This is a genomic window from Bacillus cereus group sp. BfR-BA-01441, from assembly GCF_022663075.1.
GTDB lineage: Bacteria > Bacillota > Bacilli > Bacillales > Bacillaceae_G > Bacillus_A > Bacillus_A cereus.
Genome location: NZ_JAKUEU010000105.1, coordinates 1 through 14,860, shown reverse-complemented (window position 1 = coordinate 14,860; position 14,860 = coordinate 1). Strand labels below are relative to the sequence as shown.

Genomic DNA, 14,860 nt, shown 5'->3' with positions numbered 1-14,860 from the left:
GTATTAGGCACGCCGCCAGCGTTCATCCTGAGCCAGGATCAAACTCTCCAATAAAGTTAGTTTGTCTAGCATCTAAAATAAAAATTGACGTTTCACGTTGTTTGTTTCGTTTAGTTTTCAAAGTTCAACATCGCATTTCAGCGACTTTTATAATTTAACATTTTGCATTAAATCTGTCAACAACTTTTTTCTTTCGTTCCTGACGACGCTTATTAATTTACCATATTAATCATTTAATAGTCAACACTTTTTAAAAAAATGCCAAAATAATTTTATCTTGGCATGATATAAAGCTTAATAATCACTAATGCTGCCACACCCGGTAGACCTAATAAACTCGTTATTGCTGCTGTACCCATGTTAATTGGGATATGAAAATCAAAATATGTCCCTACAACATTTACGATAAAAAGCAATGCTATTCCTAAAGTAACATGAAAAATCACCTTACCTATAAAACGTAATGGCTTAGAGGCAACACCAAAAACAAGAAAAATAAATACTAAAGTAAGAATACCAACAATAATAATTGTAGAATTCATTTTTTCCTCCTTATGAATGACCTATACATCTATTTGTATGGGACAAGACAATAAAAAAGAACAGTTATCATATGCAGCATCTCTTTCATATAAACTAAATAAAACAATACCTCAGCATTTAAAAAACAAAATAAAAAGGCCTGCTTAGAAAGCAGAACCTTTTACCATTGTTCCATTTTTACAGGACGACGCTTTGCTTCTTTCAACAAAAAGAAATATTTCGCCTCTGCTATTTTCAAAGAACAAATGACATCTCGAGACGGTTCTACACTTTGTTCGACCATTCTCTTCTGACGTAACCACTCATTCTTCACTTTTTCCAAAAGTACAATTAACTTATCGTCATACTCTTTACGCAATTTACCCTTTTTTTGAAAGAACATTTTTGTTTCTCCTCTTATACTTCTCTGCGCCCTTCTAACGCTTTGGATAATGTCACTTCATCTGCATATTCTAAATCTCCACCAACTGGCAGACCATGTGCAATACGAGTTACTTTAATGCCTGTAGGTTTTAAGAGGCGGGAGATATACATCGCTGTAGCTTCCCCTTCAATATTAGGGTTTGTTGCTAATATCACTTCTTGTACCGTTTCATCATGTAGTCGCTTTAAGAGTTGCGGGATATTAATGTCTTCCGGTCCAATTCCCTCCATAGGAGAAATCGCACCACGTAACACATGATATACACCTTGATACTCTTTCATTTTTTCCATCGCGATTACATCTTTCGGTTCTTGCACGACACAAACAACTGATTGATCTCGATGTGAATCATTACAAATATAACAAGGATCACGATCAGTAATATGTCCGCATACAGAACAGTACGCTAAATCTCGCTTCGCATTTACAAGTGCTTTCGCGAAACCTAACACATCATCTTCTTTCATATCTAATACGAAAAATGCCAATCGAACCGCTGTTTTCGGTCCGATACCTGGCAACTTCATAAAACTATCGATTAGTTTTGATATTGGTTCTGGATAATGCATGTATCAATATCCTCCTAGAACATTCCACCTGGTAAGTTTAAGCCTTTTGTAAATTTACCCATTGTAGAGTTTGAAAGCTCATCAGCCTTTTTAAGTGCATCATTTGTTGCAGCTAATACTAAGTCTTGTAACATTTCGATATCTTCTGGATCTACAACTTCCTCTTTAATCTTCACTTCAAGAATTTGCTTGTGACCATTTGCAATAACTGTAATCATTCCGCCGCCAGCTGTACCTTCAACTGTTTTTTCACCAAGCTCTTCTTGTGCTTTCGCCATGTCCTTTTGCATCTTTTGCATTTGTTTCATCATGTTATTCATATTTCCCATTCCGCCACGCATCATAATTAATTCCTCCTAATTATTATTACTCTTTTATTTCAATGAGTTCTTGCCCTACTAACTTCACTGCCTCTTCTATAAGAGGGTCTTCCTTTTTCTCCGGGCTTTCTTCAGACTCTCCACCTTCACGTTGTAAAAAGTCTTCACGGATTTTACCCCATTCACTTTTTGGAATGGCAATCATATTTAACCTTTTACTTAGCAATTCAAATAAAGCTTGTTCTACTGTATCCATAGCTTCTCGATTTTCGCTCGCCATCTTACAGTGAATCTCATATTGAAATGCTAAAACGTAAGTGTCATCTGAAGCTGCCACTGGTTCACTATTTTCTAGTAAAACGGCAAACGCTACTTTGTTATATGATTTGAGTCTTCCTAACAACTCACCCCATACAGCTTTTAATTGTTCTAAATCTTGACGCTTCGCTTGTTTTAATACTTCATTTACACGTCCGACAGGAATTTTCATACTTCCTGTTCGTACCGGTTTTGGTGTTGCACGTGTCTCTCTTACTTCCTGTTGTACACCAGCTGGCACACCGTTCTTTTTGACTTGCTCTAACTCTTTCTCCAGTTGCTGCATCCTGTTCATAATTGCTTGCAAACGATCTGTACCATTTGCTTGCATCATAAACTGTTGACACAATTGCACCATAACAACTTCTAAGAAAATACGCGGATGATTTGTCCACTTCATTTCCTGTTGTCCCTTACTAAGGGTATGAATAATCTCATAGATCACTTCCGGTTGCATTTCTTCACTCAACTTACGGAATTGATCATCTACAATTACTCGTTCCAACATATGTTCTAGTTGTGGTGAAGTTTGATATAAAAGCATATCACGATAATAGTAAATGAAATCCTCCATAAAACGAACTGGATCCTTCCCTTTACTCATCATTTCATCTATGATTTGCAATGCTCTTGATACATCATTTTCACGTATGCACTCTACTAAATTGCCTAAGTATTGCTGAGAAACAGATCCTGTTACGGCCAATACATCTTCTGTCGTAACAATCTCATCACTATAAGATATAGCCTGATCAATAAGACTAAGCGCATCACGCATACCACCTTCGGCAGCACGCGCAACAATTTGTAATGCTTCACCTTCCACTTGCGTACCTTCATTTGTCACGACCGTTGATAATCTTTCAACAATATCATTCACTGATATTTTTCGGAATTCAAAGCGCTGACAACGTGAAATGATTGTAGGTGGGATCTTATGAGGTTCTGTTGTCGCCAAAATAAAGATAACATGTCCTGGCGGCTCTTCTAAGGTTTTTAAAAGCGCATTGAATGCACCCATAGAAAGCATGTGAACTTCATCAATAATGTATACTTTATATTCTACAGCACTTGGAGCGTATTTTACTTTATCTCTAATATCTCGAATTTCATCTACACCGTTATTTGAAGCCGCATCAATTTCTAATACATCTGAAATGGATCCTTGTGTGATTCCTAAACAAGAAGGACATTCATTACAAGGTTCAGCTACCGGAGCATGTTCACAGTTAATTGCTTTTGCAAATACTTTTGCAATTGTCGTTTTTCCTGTTCCCCTCGGGCCAGAAAATAAATAAGCATGTGAAACTTTCTCTTGAAGAAGGGCATTTTGCAACGTTTTTGTCACGTGCTTTTGACCGACTACATCTTCGAACTTTTGCGGTCTCCATGTTCGGTATAACGCTTGGTATGACACGAAAATACGGCCTCCCTCAAAGGTTATTATCTCATTTATTATAACCCATTCTGTTTATAGATTCCAAAAGTTATTTTCTATACAAAAAACTCACCTTTGTATTAAGGTGAGTTTTGTATACATATATAACTGCCGTGCACCCTCCGTCGATTACGTACCATAAGCGTTACTCAAGCAGTTAGCTCGGTTCAGGCACTCCTGCGGCACACGAGAAGACCCGCTTATTGCTGCTTCCTTCCGGACCTGACAAGGTTCACGGGGTCCCGTTGCGCAGGACCCAAACGTCAACACCACTTACTTAAGGCAGACCTTACAGCAACATAACCTCGAGAGGGGATTCGGCCTCGCTAGAGCGGATTGCGAGTATAGGGCACCGCTACCTCCCCGCTTAGCACGGCAAAGTTAAAACCAATATTCGGTTGCCTTCATTAAAGGCATTATCAGTATAACTTGTTTCTTTAGAAAATGCAAATACGTTAGTTCCCAGTATTCTTCTCTAATTTTTTTATTGCTTTTCTTTTTTTACGAAGCTCTCTAAAAAAGTTTGTTAACAACGTACCGCATTCTTCCTCTAGTACACCAGATACTACTTCACATTGATGATTGAAGCGTTCATCCGTTAAAAGATTCATCAATGTCCCTGCACATCCGCCCTTCGGATCACTTGCACCATATACAACTCGCTTCACTCGTGATAAAACAATTCCACCCGCACACATTGGACAAGGTTCTAATGTTACATACAATGTTGCATCTTCTAAACGCCATGTCCCTAATTTTTTACATGCATCATCTATCGCTAGCAACTCAGCATGAGCTATTGATCTTTGCTCAGTTTCCCTTAAATTATGGGCAACACTAATTACCTCACCATTTAACACTATAACTGCTCCAATTGGTACTTCCTGTATTTCCTCTGCCTTTTTAGCTTCTTCTATCGCTAATTGCATAAAATAAATATCTTGATCTTGTTCCATAACATAGTCCTTTCATTACAAATAAAGTACACTTATTTCCATTTACTACACAGGGGATAACTTTTACAAATTCAATCCACCCTAAAAGAAAAAAGAGAGGGGATTACATATGAAAAATACCGCCTTGCTCATTATCGATATGATTAATGACTTTCAATTTTCCCACGGACCCATTCTAGCTAAAAAATGCGAAACTATAACAAACCCTATTTTACAATTAAAGAAAAAAATGAAATCCTTTGGCTATCCTATAATTTACGTTAATGACCATTATCAACTTTGGAGATCTGATATCGACCAACTTATTACTCATTGCACAAATGAATATAGCGAAAATATAATCCATAAAATTGCTCCAAGTTTTGATGAGTACATTTTTATTAAACCACATTATTCCGCTTTTTATGAAACACCTTTAAATTCATTACTAGGTTATTTAAAAATAGAAAATCTAATATTAACAGGGGTTGCCGGAAATATATGTATCCTATTTACAGCTAATGATGCTCATATGAGAAATTATAAATTGTATGTACCACAGGATTGTATCGCCTCTAACAACGACCAAGATAATATACATGCTTTAAAAATAATGGAAACTACATTGAAAGCAAATATAACATCATCAACCAAAATAAAATTTAATTAATACATATATCTATTTTCTAACTTTTTATATCAAATTAACCCGCTCGCTTCCCTCTTGTGCTACAATAATTCTGTTTTGTGTTTTTAGTAGTCACGGTAAATCACTGATTGAAAGGAGGAAACAGCGTGACCGGAGTACCATTTATCACGGTTGAAGGACCAATTGGTGTTGGAAAAACTTCACTTGCGAAGGAAATTTCAACTCACATGCAACTCCACTTACTAAAAGAGATTGTTGATGAAAATCCCTTTTTAGGAAAGTTCTATGAAGACATCGACGAATGGAGTTTTCAAACAGAGATGTTCTTTCTTTGTAATAGATACAAACAATTAGAAGACATTAACATAAAGTACTTGAATCAAAGGAAACCAGTAGTAGCGGATTACCATATCTTTAAAAATTTAATTTTTGCATCCCGCACATTAAAAGACTCTCAATATGACAAATACATGCAAATTTATCGTATCCTTACACAAGATATGCCTGTGCCAAATGTCATTGTTTATTTAACAGCTAGCCTAGAGACATTGCAAAAACGAATCGCCATGCGCGGAAGAGAATTTGAAAAAAACATGGATCCAAATTACTTACTACAGCTCACAAAAGATTATGAAACAGCAATGGATGCTTTTAAAAAAGATCATCCGGAAATACCAGTATTGAAATTTAATGGCGACGATATGGATTTTGTAAAAAATCCTGATGATTTAAACATTATCCTATCTGCCCTTCAAAATACTCTCTTAAAGGAGTCGAAATAATAATGAATTTAAGGCAAAAATATGATATACCCAATGACGCAGTAATCACTATCGCCGGAACAGTAGGTGTGGGTAAATCAACTATGACAACTGCATTAGCTAATGCTTTAGGTTATCGCACATCATTTGAAAAAGTAGATTCCAATCCATATTTGGACAAGTTCTATGCGGACTTCACTCGCTGGAGCTTCCACCTACAAGTGTACTTTTTAGCAGAACGATTTAAGGAACAAAAAAGAATTTTTGAATATGGTGGCGGTTTTGTTCAAGATCGTTCCATTTACGAAGACACTGGAATTTTCGCAAAGATGCATCATGAAAAAGGAACAATGACGGAAACTGATTATGAAACATACAAAGGTTTATTTGACGCTATGGTCATGACTCCTTACTTCCCTCATCCAGACTTATTAATTTACTTAGAAGGTTCTTTCGATGATATTGTCGATCGTATTCAAGAACGCGGGCGCCCAATGGAACAGCAAACACCAATTGAGTACTGGAAAGAAATGCATGGACGTTATGAAAACTGGATTAACAACTTTAATTCATGCCCTGTATTACGCTTAAATATTAATGAGTACGATATTTTAAAAGATGGTGATTCAATCGAACCAATCATAAAAAAAATTGGCCATTTTTTAAAACAAACACGTAAACTTGTAAAATAAAAAACCCGTGCATATGCACGGGTTTTCCTATTAAATTACTTCTTCTTTGTTGGAGCAATAATTTCACTCTCAGGTTTTCCTGCGTTAATGCGCTGACGAACAGTACTTGTACTAATATCGTATGCTTCAGCAATCTCTTTAACAGTCATTTCTTTCCCGTTAATTACTGCCGTTAATACTTTACCTGTACGTTTTGGAGCTGCTTCTTTCTTTACAGCTGCTTTTTTAACTTGTTTTGGCGCCTCTACTTTACTCGTAGCTGGTTTTACATCACAAGTACAACCACAAAGTTTACGGAATGTATCATCACTAATAATGCGTGATACGTTTGCACCACTGTTTAAAATTCTATTGTTCTTACAGACAGGACATTGTACATAATATAAAGTTTTTCCATCTAAAGGAAACGTTTGTATAATAAGATCCATGTTGACTCCTTTCATATCTATGAAGATAATCATCGGAATATGAGTGTGTAATAAGGACAAAATTACCTTACACCATACTTTATGATTGGTTTTAAAATAAAAACTCGTTACGTGTTGGTAACGAGTTCTCCAATCTCCACTTATATGCGCTGTTGTCAATTATATCTGGAGGAGGTAGAGGGATTCGAACCCCCGCGCGACTCTCGCCGCCTGTCGGTTTTCAAGACCGATCCCTTCAGCCAGACTTGGGTATACCTCCATATTGACATCAAATATAATATCAAAAGAAAAACAGTTAGTCAACCCTACTAAAATAAATTATGAGGAAAGGAAAATTTTACTTTCCCCTTCCTACATTACAGTACTGACAACGCTCATAATTACCAATCACTCATACCGATGAATGTTTAAATTTACTTAATAACTGTTTTTCCTCCCATATAAGGGCGAAGAACTTCTGGAATTATAATTGTACCATCTTCTTGTTGGTAGTTCTCTAAAATAGCTGCAACCGTACGTCCAATTGCAAGACCAGATCCATTTAATGTATGAACATGTTCTGGTTTTCCATTTGGTTCACGGCGGAAACGGATATTTGCACGTCTCGCTTGGAAAGCTTCAAAATTACTACAAGAAGAAATTTCACGATATGTGCCATAGCTTGGAATCCATACTTCAATATCGTATTTCTTCGCTGCTGTAAATCCTAAATCGCCTGTGCACATGCTCATAACGCGATATGGCAACTCTAATAATTGTAACACGCGTTCTGCATCATTTGTTAACTTTTCTAACTCTTCATAAGAATCTTCTGGTTTTACGAACTTCACAAGCTCTACTTTATTAAACTGATGCTGGCGAATTAAACCACGTGTATCACGTCCAGCTGAACCTGCTTCAGAACGGAAGCAAGAGCTAAATGCAGCATATCTTATAGGCAATTGCTCTTTATTTAAAATCTCATCACGATGCATATTCGTTACAGGTACTTCAGCTGTTGGAATTAAGAAGTAATCTTCACTTTCAATACGGAATGCATCTTCTTCAAACTTTGGAAGTTGTCCTGTTCCTGTCATACTTGCACGGTTTACCATATATGGAGGTAATACTTCTTCATATCCATGCTCATCAGTATGAAGATCAAGCATAAAGCTAATTAAAGCACGCTCTAATCTTGCACCAGCACCTTTGTAGAATACGAAGCGGCTTCCTGTTACTTTCCCAGCGCGTTCAAAATCTAAAATTCCTAAATCAGTAGCAAGATCCCAATGTGGTTTTGGCTCATAAGTAAATTCTTTCACTTCTCCCCAAGTACGTGCTACTACATTATCATCCTCTGTTTCACCAACTGGAGCAGATTCATGAGGGATATTTGGAATAGATAACATTAATCTTTCTAAGTCTTCTTCAACTGTACGAAGTTCGTTATCAAGATCCTTTACTTTTTCTCCAACTTCACGCATTTCTAAAATTAGAGCTTCTGCATCTTTCTTTTCACGCTTCAATACAGAGATTTGTTGAGATACTTCGTTACGTTTACTTTTTAGTTCCTCTGTTTGAACAAGTAGTTCTCTTCTTCTCGTATCCAATTCTTCAAAACGACCAAAATCAGTTAAATCTTCGCCTCTATGCTGTAATTTCGCTTTTACTTCTTCAAAGTTTGTACGTAAAAATTTAATATCAAGCATTGTATACTCCTCCTTTTATTTTATAAAACACAAAAAACTCCCGTCCCTATATAAAGGGACGGGAGTTAACCCGCGTTGCCACCCTAGTTGAAAGCATTACCGCTTTCCTCTCAAGTAGAAATAACGGCTCTTCACCGGGAATGCTTACTAATCCAAAAGATATTCCACATTCCATTCCAGGATGGATTCACAAACTGTTTCTATCGATTTCCACCAACCATCGACTCTCTATAAGAAACGACATTTGTTACTATTTCCTATCAACACGCTTATTTTATAAAATTGTTACCATCAATTTACTATAATCTTATACAAGTTGCAAGTTACTTATACAACTTTTTTCATTTTCGCTTCTTTTACCATTTCAACAAAGTATGCTGTTACACGATGATCATCTGTTAATTCCGGATGGAATGAAGCAGCTAAAAACTGTTTTTGTCTTACCGCTACCATTCGGTCACCATGTTTAGAAAGCACTTCAACATTATCAGCTACTTCTACAACATACGGCGCACGGATAAATACACCAACGAAGTCTTCACCCACGCCTTCAATTGAAAGCGCAGCCTCAAAACTATCCTTTTGGCGTCCGAACGCATTACGCTCAACTGTAATATCCATAGCCCCAATATGTGCTTCTTCATAGCCAATAAGTGTTTTCGCAAGAAGAATCATCCCTGCACATGTACCAAACATTGGTTTACCAGACTTTGCAAATGTACGAAGTGGTTCCATGAAAGCATACTTATCAATAAGACGGCGCATTGTTGTACTTTCACCGCCCGGTAAAATAAGACCATCAATCTCTTCAAGTTGCTCTATACGCTTTACAACAACAGCTTCTGCACCACTTGCTTCAACTGATTTTACATGCTCACGAACTGCACCTTGAAGACCTAGTACACCGATTTTCACCATTTTAAAGTTCTCCTTTAATTACCATCCACGCTCTTGCATGCGTTGTTCTGGTAATAACGTTGAAATTTCGACACCCTTCATTGCATTACCTAATCCTTTAGAAAGGCTTGCAATTAGTTCGTAATCTTCATAATGAGTCGTTGCTTCAACGATTGCACGTGCAAATTTCTCTGGGTTTTCTGATTTGAAGATACCAGATCCAACAAATACCCCATCAGCACCAAGTTGCATCATTAATGCTGCATCTGCTGGTGTTGCTACACCACCTGCCGCAAAGTTTACAACTGGTAAGCGACCAAGACGTTTAATTTCAAGTAATACTTCGTAAGGAGCGCCAGTATTTTTTGCATATGTCATTAACTCATCTTCACGTAGACTCGCAACTTGACGGATTTCTGCATTGACTTGGCGCATATGACGCACTGCCTCTACAATGTTTCCTGTTCCTGGTTCACCTTTTGTACGAAGCATAGATGCACCTTCTGCAATACGACGTGCAGCTTCTCCGATATCACGGCAACCACATACAAATGGAACTGTGTAATCACGTTTATTTAAATGGTATACTTCATCAGCAGGAGTTAATACTTCACTCTCATCGATATAGTCTACCCCTAATGATTCTAATACACGTGCTTCTACAAGGTGACCGATACGGCATTTTGCCATAACCGGAATTGACACCGCACCCATAACTTCTTCAACAATTGTTGGGTCTGCCATACGAGAAACGCCACCTGCTGCACGAATATCTGCTGGTACACGCTCTAATGCCATAACGGCAACTGCGCCTGCCTCTTCTGCAATTTTTGCTTGTTCAGCGTTAACTACGTCCATAATAACGCCGCCTTTTTGCATTTCTGCCATTCCACGTTTTACACGTTCTGTCCCTGTTACATTTGTCATGTACAAAAACCCCCCTAGGTGAATTGCTTTCCCCCGTTAAAGGCGAAAATTAAGAATACTCTTACATTCTACCACTAACTATCAGATGCTTGTCTACTACTTTTTCATAAAGTCGGTATGAAAAATAGGAATAAAAAAAAGCTCCTATCGTGAGGAGCTTTTAAAACCAACCTTTTACTGTATCAACAGCACTATTCCACATACCACTAAAGAATGAACCAATTCCGCGCATAGCACGAGTAAACCAGTTTGCTTCTTCTACTTCAGATGTCGTTACAAGATCCACTTGCAGTGACTTACCAGTTAAAAATCCAGGGTCGTTTGTATCTTTTGGCGTAATTACCATTTGACCAAGCGCAGCTCCCTTTTTAATAGGTGCTTCTTGTCCCTTACTTGATTCTTTTAATTCTGTTTTATAAACATCTTTACTTCCTTTTGGCACTGGAAGTGAAATAGCTTGTTTCGTTTGAACTGCTACATCTTTATCTTTCGCATTTTCTACTCGTACTGTTTCTTGTCCTTTTACTGAAGAACCTTTTTTATACATTTGTTTCACTTCAAAGTTAGCAAATCCATAATCATATAGCTTCTTTGTTTCATCAAAACGTGCTGTATGAGAACTTGTTTTAATAACTACAGAAATAAAACGCATTCCGTTTCTTTCAACCGTACCAGTGAAGCAATCTCCTGCTTCTGGAGTTGAGCCTGTTTTTAGGCCATCTACGCCATCATATTCTTTAACTAAGCCCTTTAACATCCAGTTCCAGTTCGACATTCCAAACTTCTCTTTTTCTGGACGGAATTCTTTTTTAGGGATTTTTGCTGTATCTAACACTTTTGGATAATCTTTAATTAAATGTTGTGCTAAAGTTGCAACATCCTTTGCAGACATTTTATTTTCTTCATCCGCTGTTGTTCCTTCAGGATGCATTCCCTTTAAATCTTTATTCGTTAAACCTGTAGAATTGACAAATTTATAATTTTTTAACCCTAGTTCTTTCGATTTGTCATTCATCATTTTTACGAAGTCTACTTCTTTACCTGCAATTGCTTCTGCTAATGCAATTGTTGCACCATTTGCAGAAAAGATTGCCATTGCTTCGTATAACTCTTTTACTGTATAAGAGCCACCATTTTCTAATGCAACATTTGATAATGAAGCATCTTGTGAAACCTTATATGCATATTCAGAAACCTTAATTTTCTGGTCCCACTTAAGTTTTCCTTTATCCACTGCTTCGTGAACTAAATATTCACTCATCATCTTTGTCATACTAGCAATGGATAATAATTCATCTGCATTCTTTTGATATAAAATTTTCCCAGAATTCGCTTCTACTAAAATTGCCGCACCTGCTTCAATGTTTAAAGCGGCTCCTGTTTCAGCTGATGCATTGCTATATGGCATAAAAATGCTACAAGCTAGTGTAAGCACTGTTACCAAAGCAATGAATCTTTTGCAAAACATACCTTTCACTTTTGCTACCCCCAATATCTATGTACTCACATAACCGTTATTCTAACATAATCAAAAAAAAATAGACAGAGATATCAAATCTCTGTCTATTTGTATATAAGACATTATAATGAGTAGTTTGGAGCCTCTTTTGTAATTTGTACGTGATGAGGATGACTTTCACGTAAGCCAGCACCTGACATACGAATAAATTGTGCATTTTCGCGTAAGAATTCTAAATCCTGTGCTCCGCAATATCCCATACCTGCACGTAAGCCACCAACTAATTGGTGAACTGTATCTGCTAAAGGTCCTTTATATGGCACTCGTCCTTCAATACCTTCTGGGACAAGCTTTTTATTACCTTCTTGGAAGTAACGATCTTTACTTCCTTTTTCCATCGCACCGACAGAACCCATACCACGATACACTTTAAATTGACGACCTTGGTAAATTTCAGTTTCTCCAGGGCTTTCTGCAACACCTGCAAACATGCTACCTAGCATAACAACATGTGCTCCTGCCGCTAAAGCTTTCACCATATCACCAGAGTACTTAATACCACCATCAGCAATAACTGGAATACCGTGTTTACGAGCTTCTGTTGCACAATCATAAACTGCAGTTAATTGTGGTACACCAACACCGGCTACAACGCGTGTTGTACAAATAGAACCTGGTCCAATACCAACTTTAACTACGTTTGCACCAGCTTCAATTAATGCTTTCGTTGCTTCAGCAGTAGCAACATTTCCAGCGATAATATTTAGTGATGGGTATTTAGCACGAACTTCTTTTACCTTATCAATAACACCTTTAGAATGTCCATGTGCTGTATCAAGTACAATTGCATCTACACTAGCTTTTACTAATGCATCGATGCGAAGCATAGCATCCGCTGTTACACCAACTGCTGCTCCAACTAATAAGCGTCCTTGCTTATCCTTAGCAGAGTTTGGGAATTCAATTACTTTTTCAATATCTTTTATTGTAATAAGCCCTTGTAATACACCGTTATTATCAACAAGAGGGAGTTTTTCAATTTTATACTTTTGTAGGATCTTTTCAGCTTCTTCCAGTGTAGTACCAACTGGAGCTGTAATTAATTGTTCTTTTGTCATTACGTCAGAAATTTTGATTGAGTAGTCTTGGATGAAGCGCATATCACGGTTTGTAATAATACCAACTAATTTTCGCTCATCTAAATTATTTACAACCGGTACACCTGAGATACGATATTTTCCCATAAGATGTTCTGCATCATATACTTGATGTTCTGGAGTTAAGAAGAAAGGATCTGAAATAACGCCGCTTTCAGAGCGCTTTACTTTATCAACTTGCTCTGCTTGTTGCTCAATAGACATATTCTTATGAATAATTCCTAAACCACCTTGGCGAGCCATTGCAATAGCCATGTCAGCTTCTGTTACTGTATCCATTCCTGCACTAATTAACGGGATGTTTAGCTGTAAGCTTTCAGATAAAACTGTTTTAACACTTACTTCTCTTGGTAATATATCTGACCTAGCTGGTACAAGTAATACATCATCAAAAGTCAAACCTTCTTTAACAAATTTAGATTCCCACATAATTGTTCCCCCTATGATACCAGAAATTATTATTAGTAGCTTATCAATTGGTTAAAATACTGTCAAGGACGTATATATATGTTAGAATTTTTAGACAATAAAAGGAGCGTAATATATGCATCAAACATCTTATACTTGGCAGCAGTTAAGTTTCTTTTTTTCATCTCAAAACGTACAACGTTATCTTGCCCGTTGTTATGAAAAATCCTCTATTCAGGATGCAGAAAAAAAAAGTTTTGAAAATTGTTATCCCTTTATTTATTACTTAGAACACGGGAAAAATTATTATGAATTATATAAGACAGCTCCATTTTCCATTCAACCAATGTTGTTATTTTATGGAATTAGTCAACTGTTTAAAGCATGCCTACTAACTATTGACCCTAACTATCCTGAATCCACTACTGTTTTAGCTCATGGCGTTACAACTCGCAAACGAAAAAAACAAGGGTATCAATTTTTAGAAGATGAGGTGAAGGTACAAAAAAACGGATTGTTTACTCATGTTGCAGAACAACTGTTTCACATGAAACACTTAGAAGCAGAAAAATTTAACATGTTAGAACTAATGGGAAATATTCCAGAATTACAAAATTTATTTCGTTATAGTCAAAAAGGATCAACTTTATATAAAATTGATTCAACAATTAAAAATGAGCTCTCCTTTTCAGTCAACCTACTAGATCGATTACATATGACTAAAGAGAGATTTTCTCGTTACATTGAAACATCTTGTAAGCATTTATCAATACAACACGTACCTGAGAAGACTAATGAATCGAATTTACTTTTTACAGCGCCTATTCAATCATGGAATCCTATGTACAGTACTCCTTTATACTATGAACATCTTACTAATACTTATTATTTGCCACTTACGACTGACCCTAGAAATCCTAAGCCAATATTACCTGAACTCCTCATTCATTATTTATTGCTCTATAATTTAAGCATGATTTCTAGATATGAAACAGATTGGTGGTATGACTTACTTGGAAGTTATGGTTCTGAAGATTATCCATTTATTTATCAATTTCTAAGTATTTCTGCTCAAAAAATCCCTTACTATATTTCAAATTTTTTATTAATGGAACCAAATCTATTTCATGGGAAATAAAAAAACACAAGTCAAATGACTTGTGTTTTTAGTTGCTTGGCGACGTCCTACTCTCACAGGGACAAGGTCCCAACTACCATCGGCGCTAGAGAGCTTAACTTCCGTGTTC

At 36.7% G+C, this 14,860-nt stretch carries 16 protein-coding genes, 1 tRNA gene, 1 other RNA gene and 1 other annotated feature; of the genes, 4 read left to right on the top strand and 14 right to left on the bottom strand.

Annotated features, from left to right (window positions below):
* Positions 1–272 precede the first annotated feature (272 nt).
* The 7 genes from MR107_RS26515 to tadA all read right to left on the bottom strand — a co-directional run bounded on the left by MR107_RS26515 (position 273) and on the right by tadA (position 4,568).
* On the bottom strand, positions 273–542 hold the full coding sequence (locus MR107_RS26515) for a pro-sigmaK processing inhibitor BofA family protein (protein WP_001089273.1): 270 nt from the start codon (positions 540–542) through the stop codon (positions 273–275).
* A gap of 161 nt (positions 543–703) precedes the next feature.
* Entirely contained in the window at positions 704–925 is a 222-nt protein-coding gene (locus MR107_RS26510; protein WP_242292908.1) for a YaaL family protein, read from the bottom strand.
* A 14-nt stretch (positions 926–939) separates the two neighbouring features.
* On the bottom strand, positions 940–1,536 hold the full coding sequence (gene recR / locus MR107_RS26505) for a recombination protein RecR (RefSeq protein WP_000559169.1): 597 nt from the start codon (positions 1,534–1,536) through the stop codon (positions 940–942).
* Positions 1,537–1,550: 14 nt separating this feature from the next.
* The gene (locus MR107_RS26500; protein ID WP_014894853.1) at positions 1,551–1,877 is read right to left on the bottom strand and encodes a YbaB/EbfC family nucleoid-associated protein; all 327 of its coding nucleotides are present in this window, start codon (positions 1,875–1,877) and stop codon (positions 1,551–1,553) included.
* 25 nt (positions 1,878–1,902) lie between these two features.
* On the bottom strand, positions 1,903–3,591 hold the full coding sequence (gene dnaX, locus MR107_RS26495; RefSeq protein WP_000121587.1) for a DNA polymerase III subunit gamma/tau: 1,689 nt from the start codon (positions 3,589–3,591) through the stop codon (positions 1,903–1,905).
* Between the two features lie 132 nt (positions 3,592–3,723).
* An RNA gene (gene ffs / locus MR107_RS26490) (signal recognition particle sRNA large type) lies at positions 3,724–3,988 on the bottom strand.
* A gap of 79 nt (positions 3,989–4,067) precedes the next feature.
* Positions 4,068–4,568 carry a tRNA adenosine(34) deaminase TadA gene (gene tadA, locus MR107_RS26485; protein ID WP_033695970.1) on the bottom strand — a complete coding sequence of 167 codons (501 nt, stop codon included), beginning with the start codon at positions 4,566–4,568 and terminating at the stop codon, positions 4,068–4,070.
* 109 nt (positions 4,569–4,677) lie between these two features.
* Here tadA and MR107_RS26480 point away from each other — a divergent pair, with 109 nt between their 5' ends.
* The 3 genes from MR107_RS26480 to MR107_RS26470 all read left to right on the top strand — a co-directional run bounded on the left by MR107_RS26480 (position 4,678) and on the right by MR107_RS26470 (position 6,649).
* The gene (locus MR107_RS26480; RefSeq protein WP_000798724.1) at positions 4,678–5,217 is read left to right on the top strand and encodes a cysteine hydrolase family protein; all 540 of its coding nucleotides are present in this window, start codon (positions 4,678–4,680) and stop codon (positions 5,215–5,217) included.
* Between the two features lie 125 nt (positions 5,218–5,342).
* Complete coding sequence (locus tag MR107_RS26475) at positions 5,343–5,978, top strand: deoxynucleoside kinase (protein ID WP_098376385.1); 636 nt, start codon at positions 5,343–5,345, stop codon at positions 5,976–5,978.
* A gap of 2 nt (positions 5,979–5,980) precedes the next feature.
* Positions 5,981–6,649 carry a deoxynucleoside kinase gene (locus tag MR107_RS26470; protein WP_001053585.1) on the top strand — a complete coding sequence of 223 codons (669 nt, stop codon included), beginning with the start codon at positions 5,981–5,983 and terminating at the stop codon, positions 6,647–6,649.
* A 35-nt stretch (positions 6,650–6,684) separates the two neighbouring features.
* Here the strand turns inward: MR107_RS26470 and MR107_RS26465 are convergent, their stop codons facing one another.
* The 7 genes from MR107_RS26465 to guaB all read right to left on the bottom strand — a co-directional run bounded on the left by MR107_RS26465 (position 6,685) and on the right by guaB (position 13,634).
* Positions 6,685–7,077, bottom strand: a complete 393-nt coding sequence (locus MR107_RS26465; protein WP_000364193.1) for a sigma factor-like helix-turn-helix DNA-binding protein — start codon at positions 7,075–7,077, stop codon at positions 6,685–6,687.
* A gap of 166 nt (positions 7,078–7,243) precedes the next feature.
* Positions 7,244–7,336: transfer RNA gene (locus MR107_RS26460), tRNA-Ser, on the bottom strand.
* A 154-nt stretch (positions 7,337–7,490) separates the two neighbouring features.
* Positions 7,491–8,765 (bottom strand): serine--tRNA ligase, encoded by a 1,275-nt coding sequence (gene serS, locus MR107_RS26455; protein ID WP_000884187.1) that lies wholly within the window; start codon positions 8,763–8,765, stop codon positions 7,491–7,493.
* A 51-nt stretch (positions 8,766–8,816) separates the two neighbouring features.
* Positions 8,817–9,038 (bottom strand) — a binding site (T-box leader).
* A gap of 54 nt (positions 9,039–9,092) precedes the next feature.
* Positions 9,093–9,683 carry a pyridoxal 5'-phosphate synthase glutaminase subunit PdxT gene (gene pdxT / locus MR107_RS26450; RefSeq protein ID WP_074555739.1) on the bottom strand — a complete coding sequence of 197 codons (591 nt, stop codon included), beginning with the start codon at positions 9,681–9,683 and terminating at the stop codon, positions 9,093–9,095.
* A gap of 18 nt (positions 9,684–9,701) precedes the next feature.
* A complete protein-coding gene (pdxS, locus tag MR107_RS26445) occupies positions 9,702–10,589 on the bottom strand; it encodes a pyridoxal 5'-phosphate synthase lyase subunit PdxS (protein WP_000186165.1) in 888 nt (295 codons plus the stop codon).
* Positions 10,590–10,749: 160 nt separating this feature from the next.
* Positions 10,750–12,057 (bottom strand): D-alanyl-D-alanine carboxypeptidase DacA, encoded by a 1,308-nt coding sequence (gene dacA / locus MR107_RS26440; RefSeq protein WP_124749816.1) that lies wholly within the window; start codon positions 12,055–12,057, stop codon positions 10,750–10,752.
* A gap of 113 nt (positions 12,058–12,170) precedes the next feature.
* Positions 12,171–13,634 (bottom strand): IMP dehydrogenase, encoded by a 1,464-nt coding sequence (gene guaB, locus MR107_RS26435; RefSeq protein WP_000264088.1) that lies wholly within the window; start codon positions 13,632–13,634, stop codon positions 12,171–12,173.
* A 115-nt stretch (positions 13,635–13,749) separates the two neighbouring features.
* Here guaB and MR107_RS26430 point away from each other — a divergent pair, with 115 nt between their 5' ends.
* Positions 13,750–14,751 carry a YaaC family protein gene (locus MR107_RS26430; protein WP_242292907.1) on the top strand — a complete coding sequence of 334 codons (1,002 nt, stop codon included), beginning with the start codon at positions 13,750–13,752 and terminating at the stop codon, positions 14,749–14,751.
* The last annotated feature ends 109 nt before the right edge of the window (positions 14,752–14,860 follow it).

Excerpts from the sequence above, each read along its gene's own strand:
- MR107_RS26480 (WP_000798724.1), top strand. The coding sequence starts at position 4,678 with ATGAAAAATACCGCCTTGCTCATTATCGATATGATTAATGACTTTCAA.
- MR107_RS26510 (WP_242292908.1), bottom strand. The coding sequence starts at position 925 with ATGTTCTTTCAAAAAAAGGGTAAATTGCGTAAAGAGTATGACGATAAG.
- recR (WP_000559169.1), bottom strand. The coding sequence starts at position 1,536 with ATGCATTATCCAGAACCAATATCAAAACTAATCGATAGTTTTATGAAG.
- dacA (WP_124749816.1), bottom strand. The coding sequence starts at position 12,057 with ATGTTTTGCAAAAGATTCATTGCTTTGGTAACAGTGCTTACACTAGCT.
- pdxT (WP_074555739.1), bottom strand. The coding sequence starts at position 9,683 with ATGGTGAAAATCGGTGTACTAGGTCTTCAAGGTGCAGTTCGTGAGCAT.
- MR107_RS26430 (WP_242292907.1), top strand. The coding sequence starts at position 13,750 with ATGCATCAAACATCTTATACTTGGCAGCAGTTAAGTTTCTTTTTTTCA.
- guaB (WP_000264088.1), bottom strand. The coding sequence starts at position 13,634 with ATGTGGGAATCTAAATTTGTTAAAGAAGGTTTGACTTTTGATGATGTA.
- pdxS (WP_000186165.1), bottom strand. The coding sequence starts at position 10,589 with ATGACAAATGTAACAGGGACAGAACGTGTAAAACGTGGAATGGCAGAA.
- MR107_RS26465 (WP_000364193.1), bottom strand. The coding sequence starts at position 7,077 with ATGGATCTTATTATACAAACGTTTCCTTTAGATGGAAAAACTTTATAT.
- MR107_RS26515 (WP_001089273.1), bottom strand. The coding sequence starts at position 542 with ATGAATTCTACAATTATTATTGTTGGTATTCTTACTTTAGTATTTATT.
- MR107_RS26470 (WP_001053585.1), top strand. The coding sequence starts at position 5,981 with ATGAATTTAAGGCAAAAATATGATATACCCAATGACGCAGTAATCACT.
- serS (WP_000884187.1), bottom strand. The coding sequence starts at position 8,765 with ATGCTTGATATTAAATTTTTACGTACAAACTTTGAAGAAGTAAAAGCG.
- tadA (WP_033695970.1), bottom strand. The coding sequence starts at position 4,568 with ATGGAACAAGATCAAGATATTTATTTTATGCAATTAGCGATAGAAGAA.
- MR107_RS26500 (WP_014894853.1), bottom strand. The coding sequence starts at position 1,877 with ATGCGTGGCGGAATGGGAAATATGAATAACATGATGAAACAAATGCAA.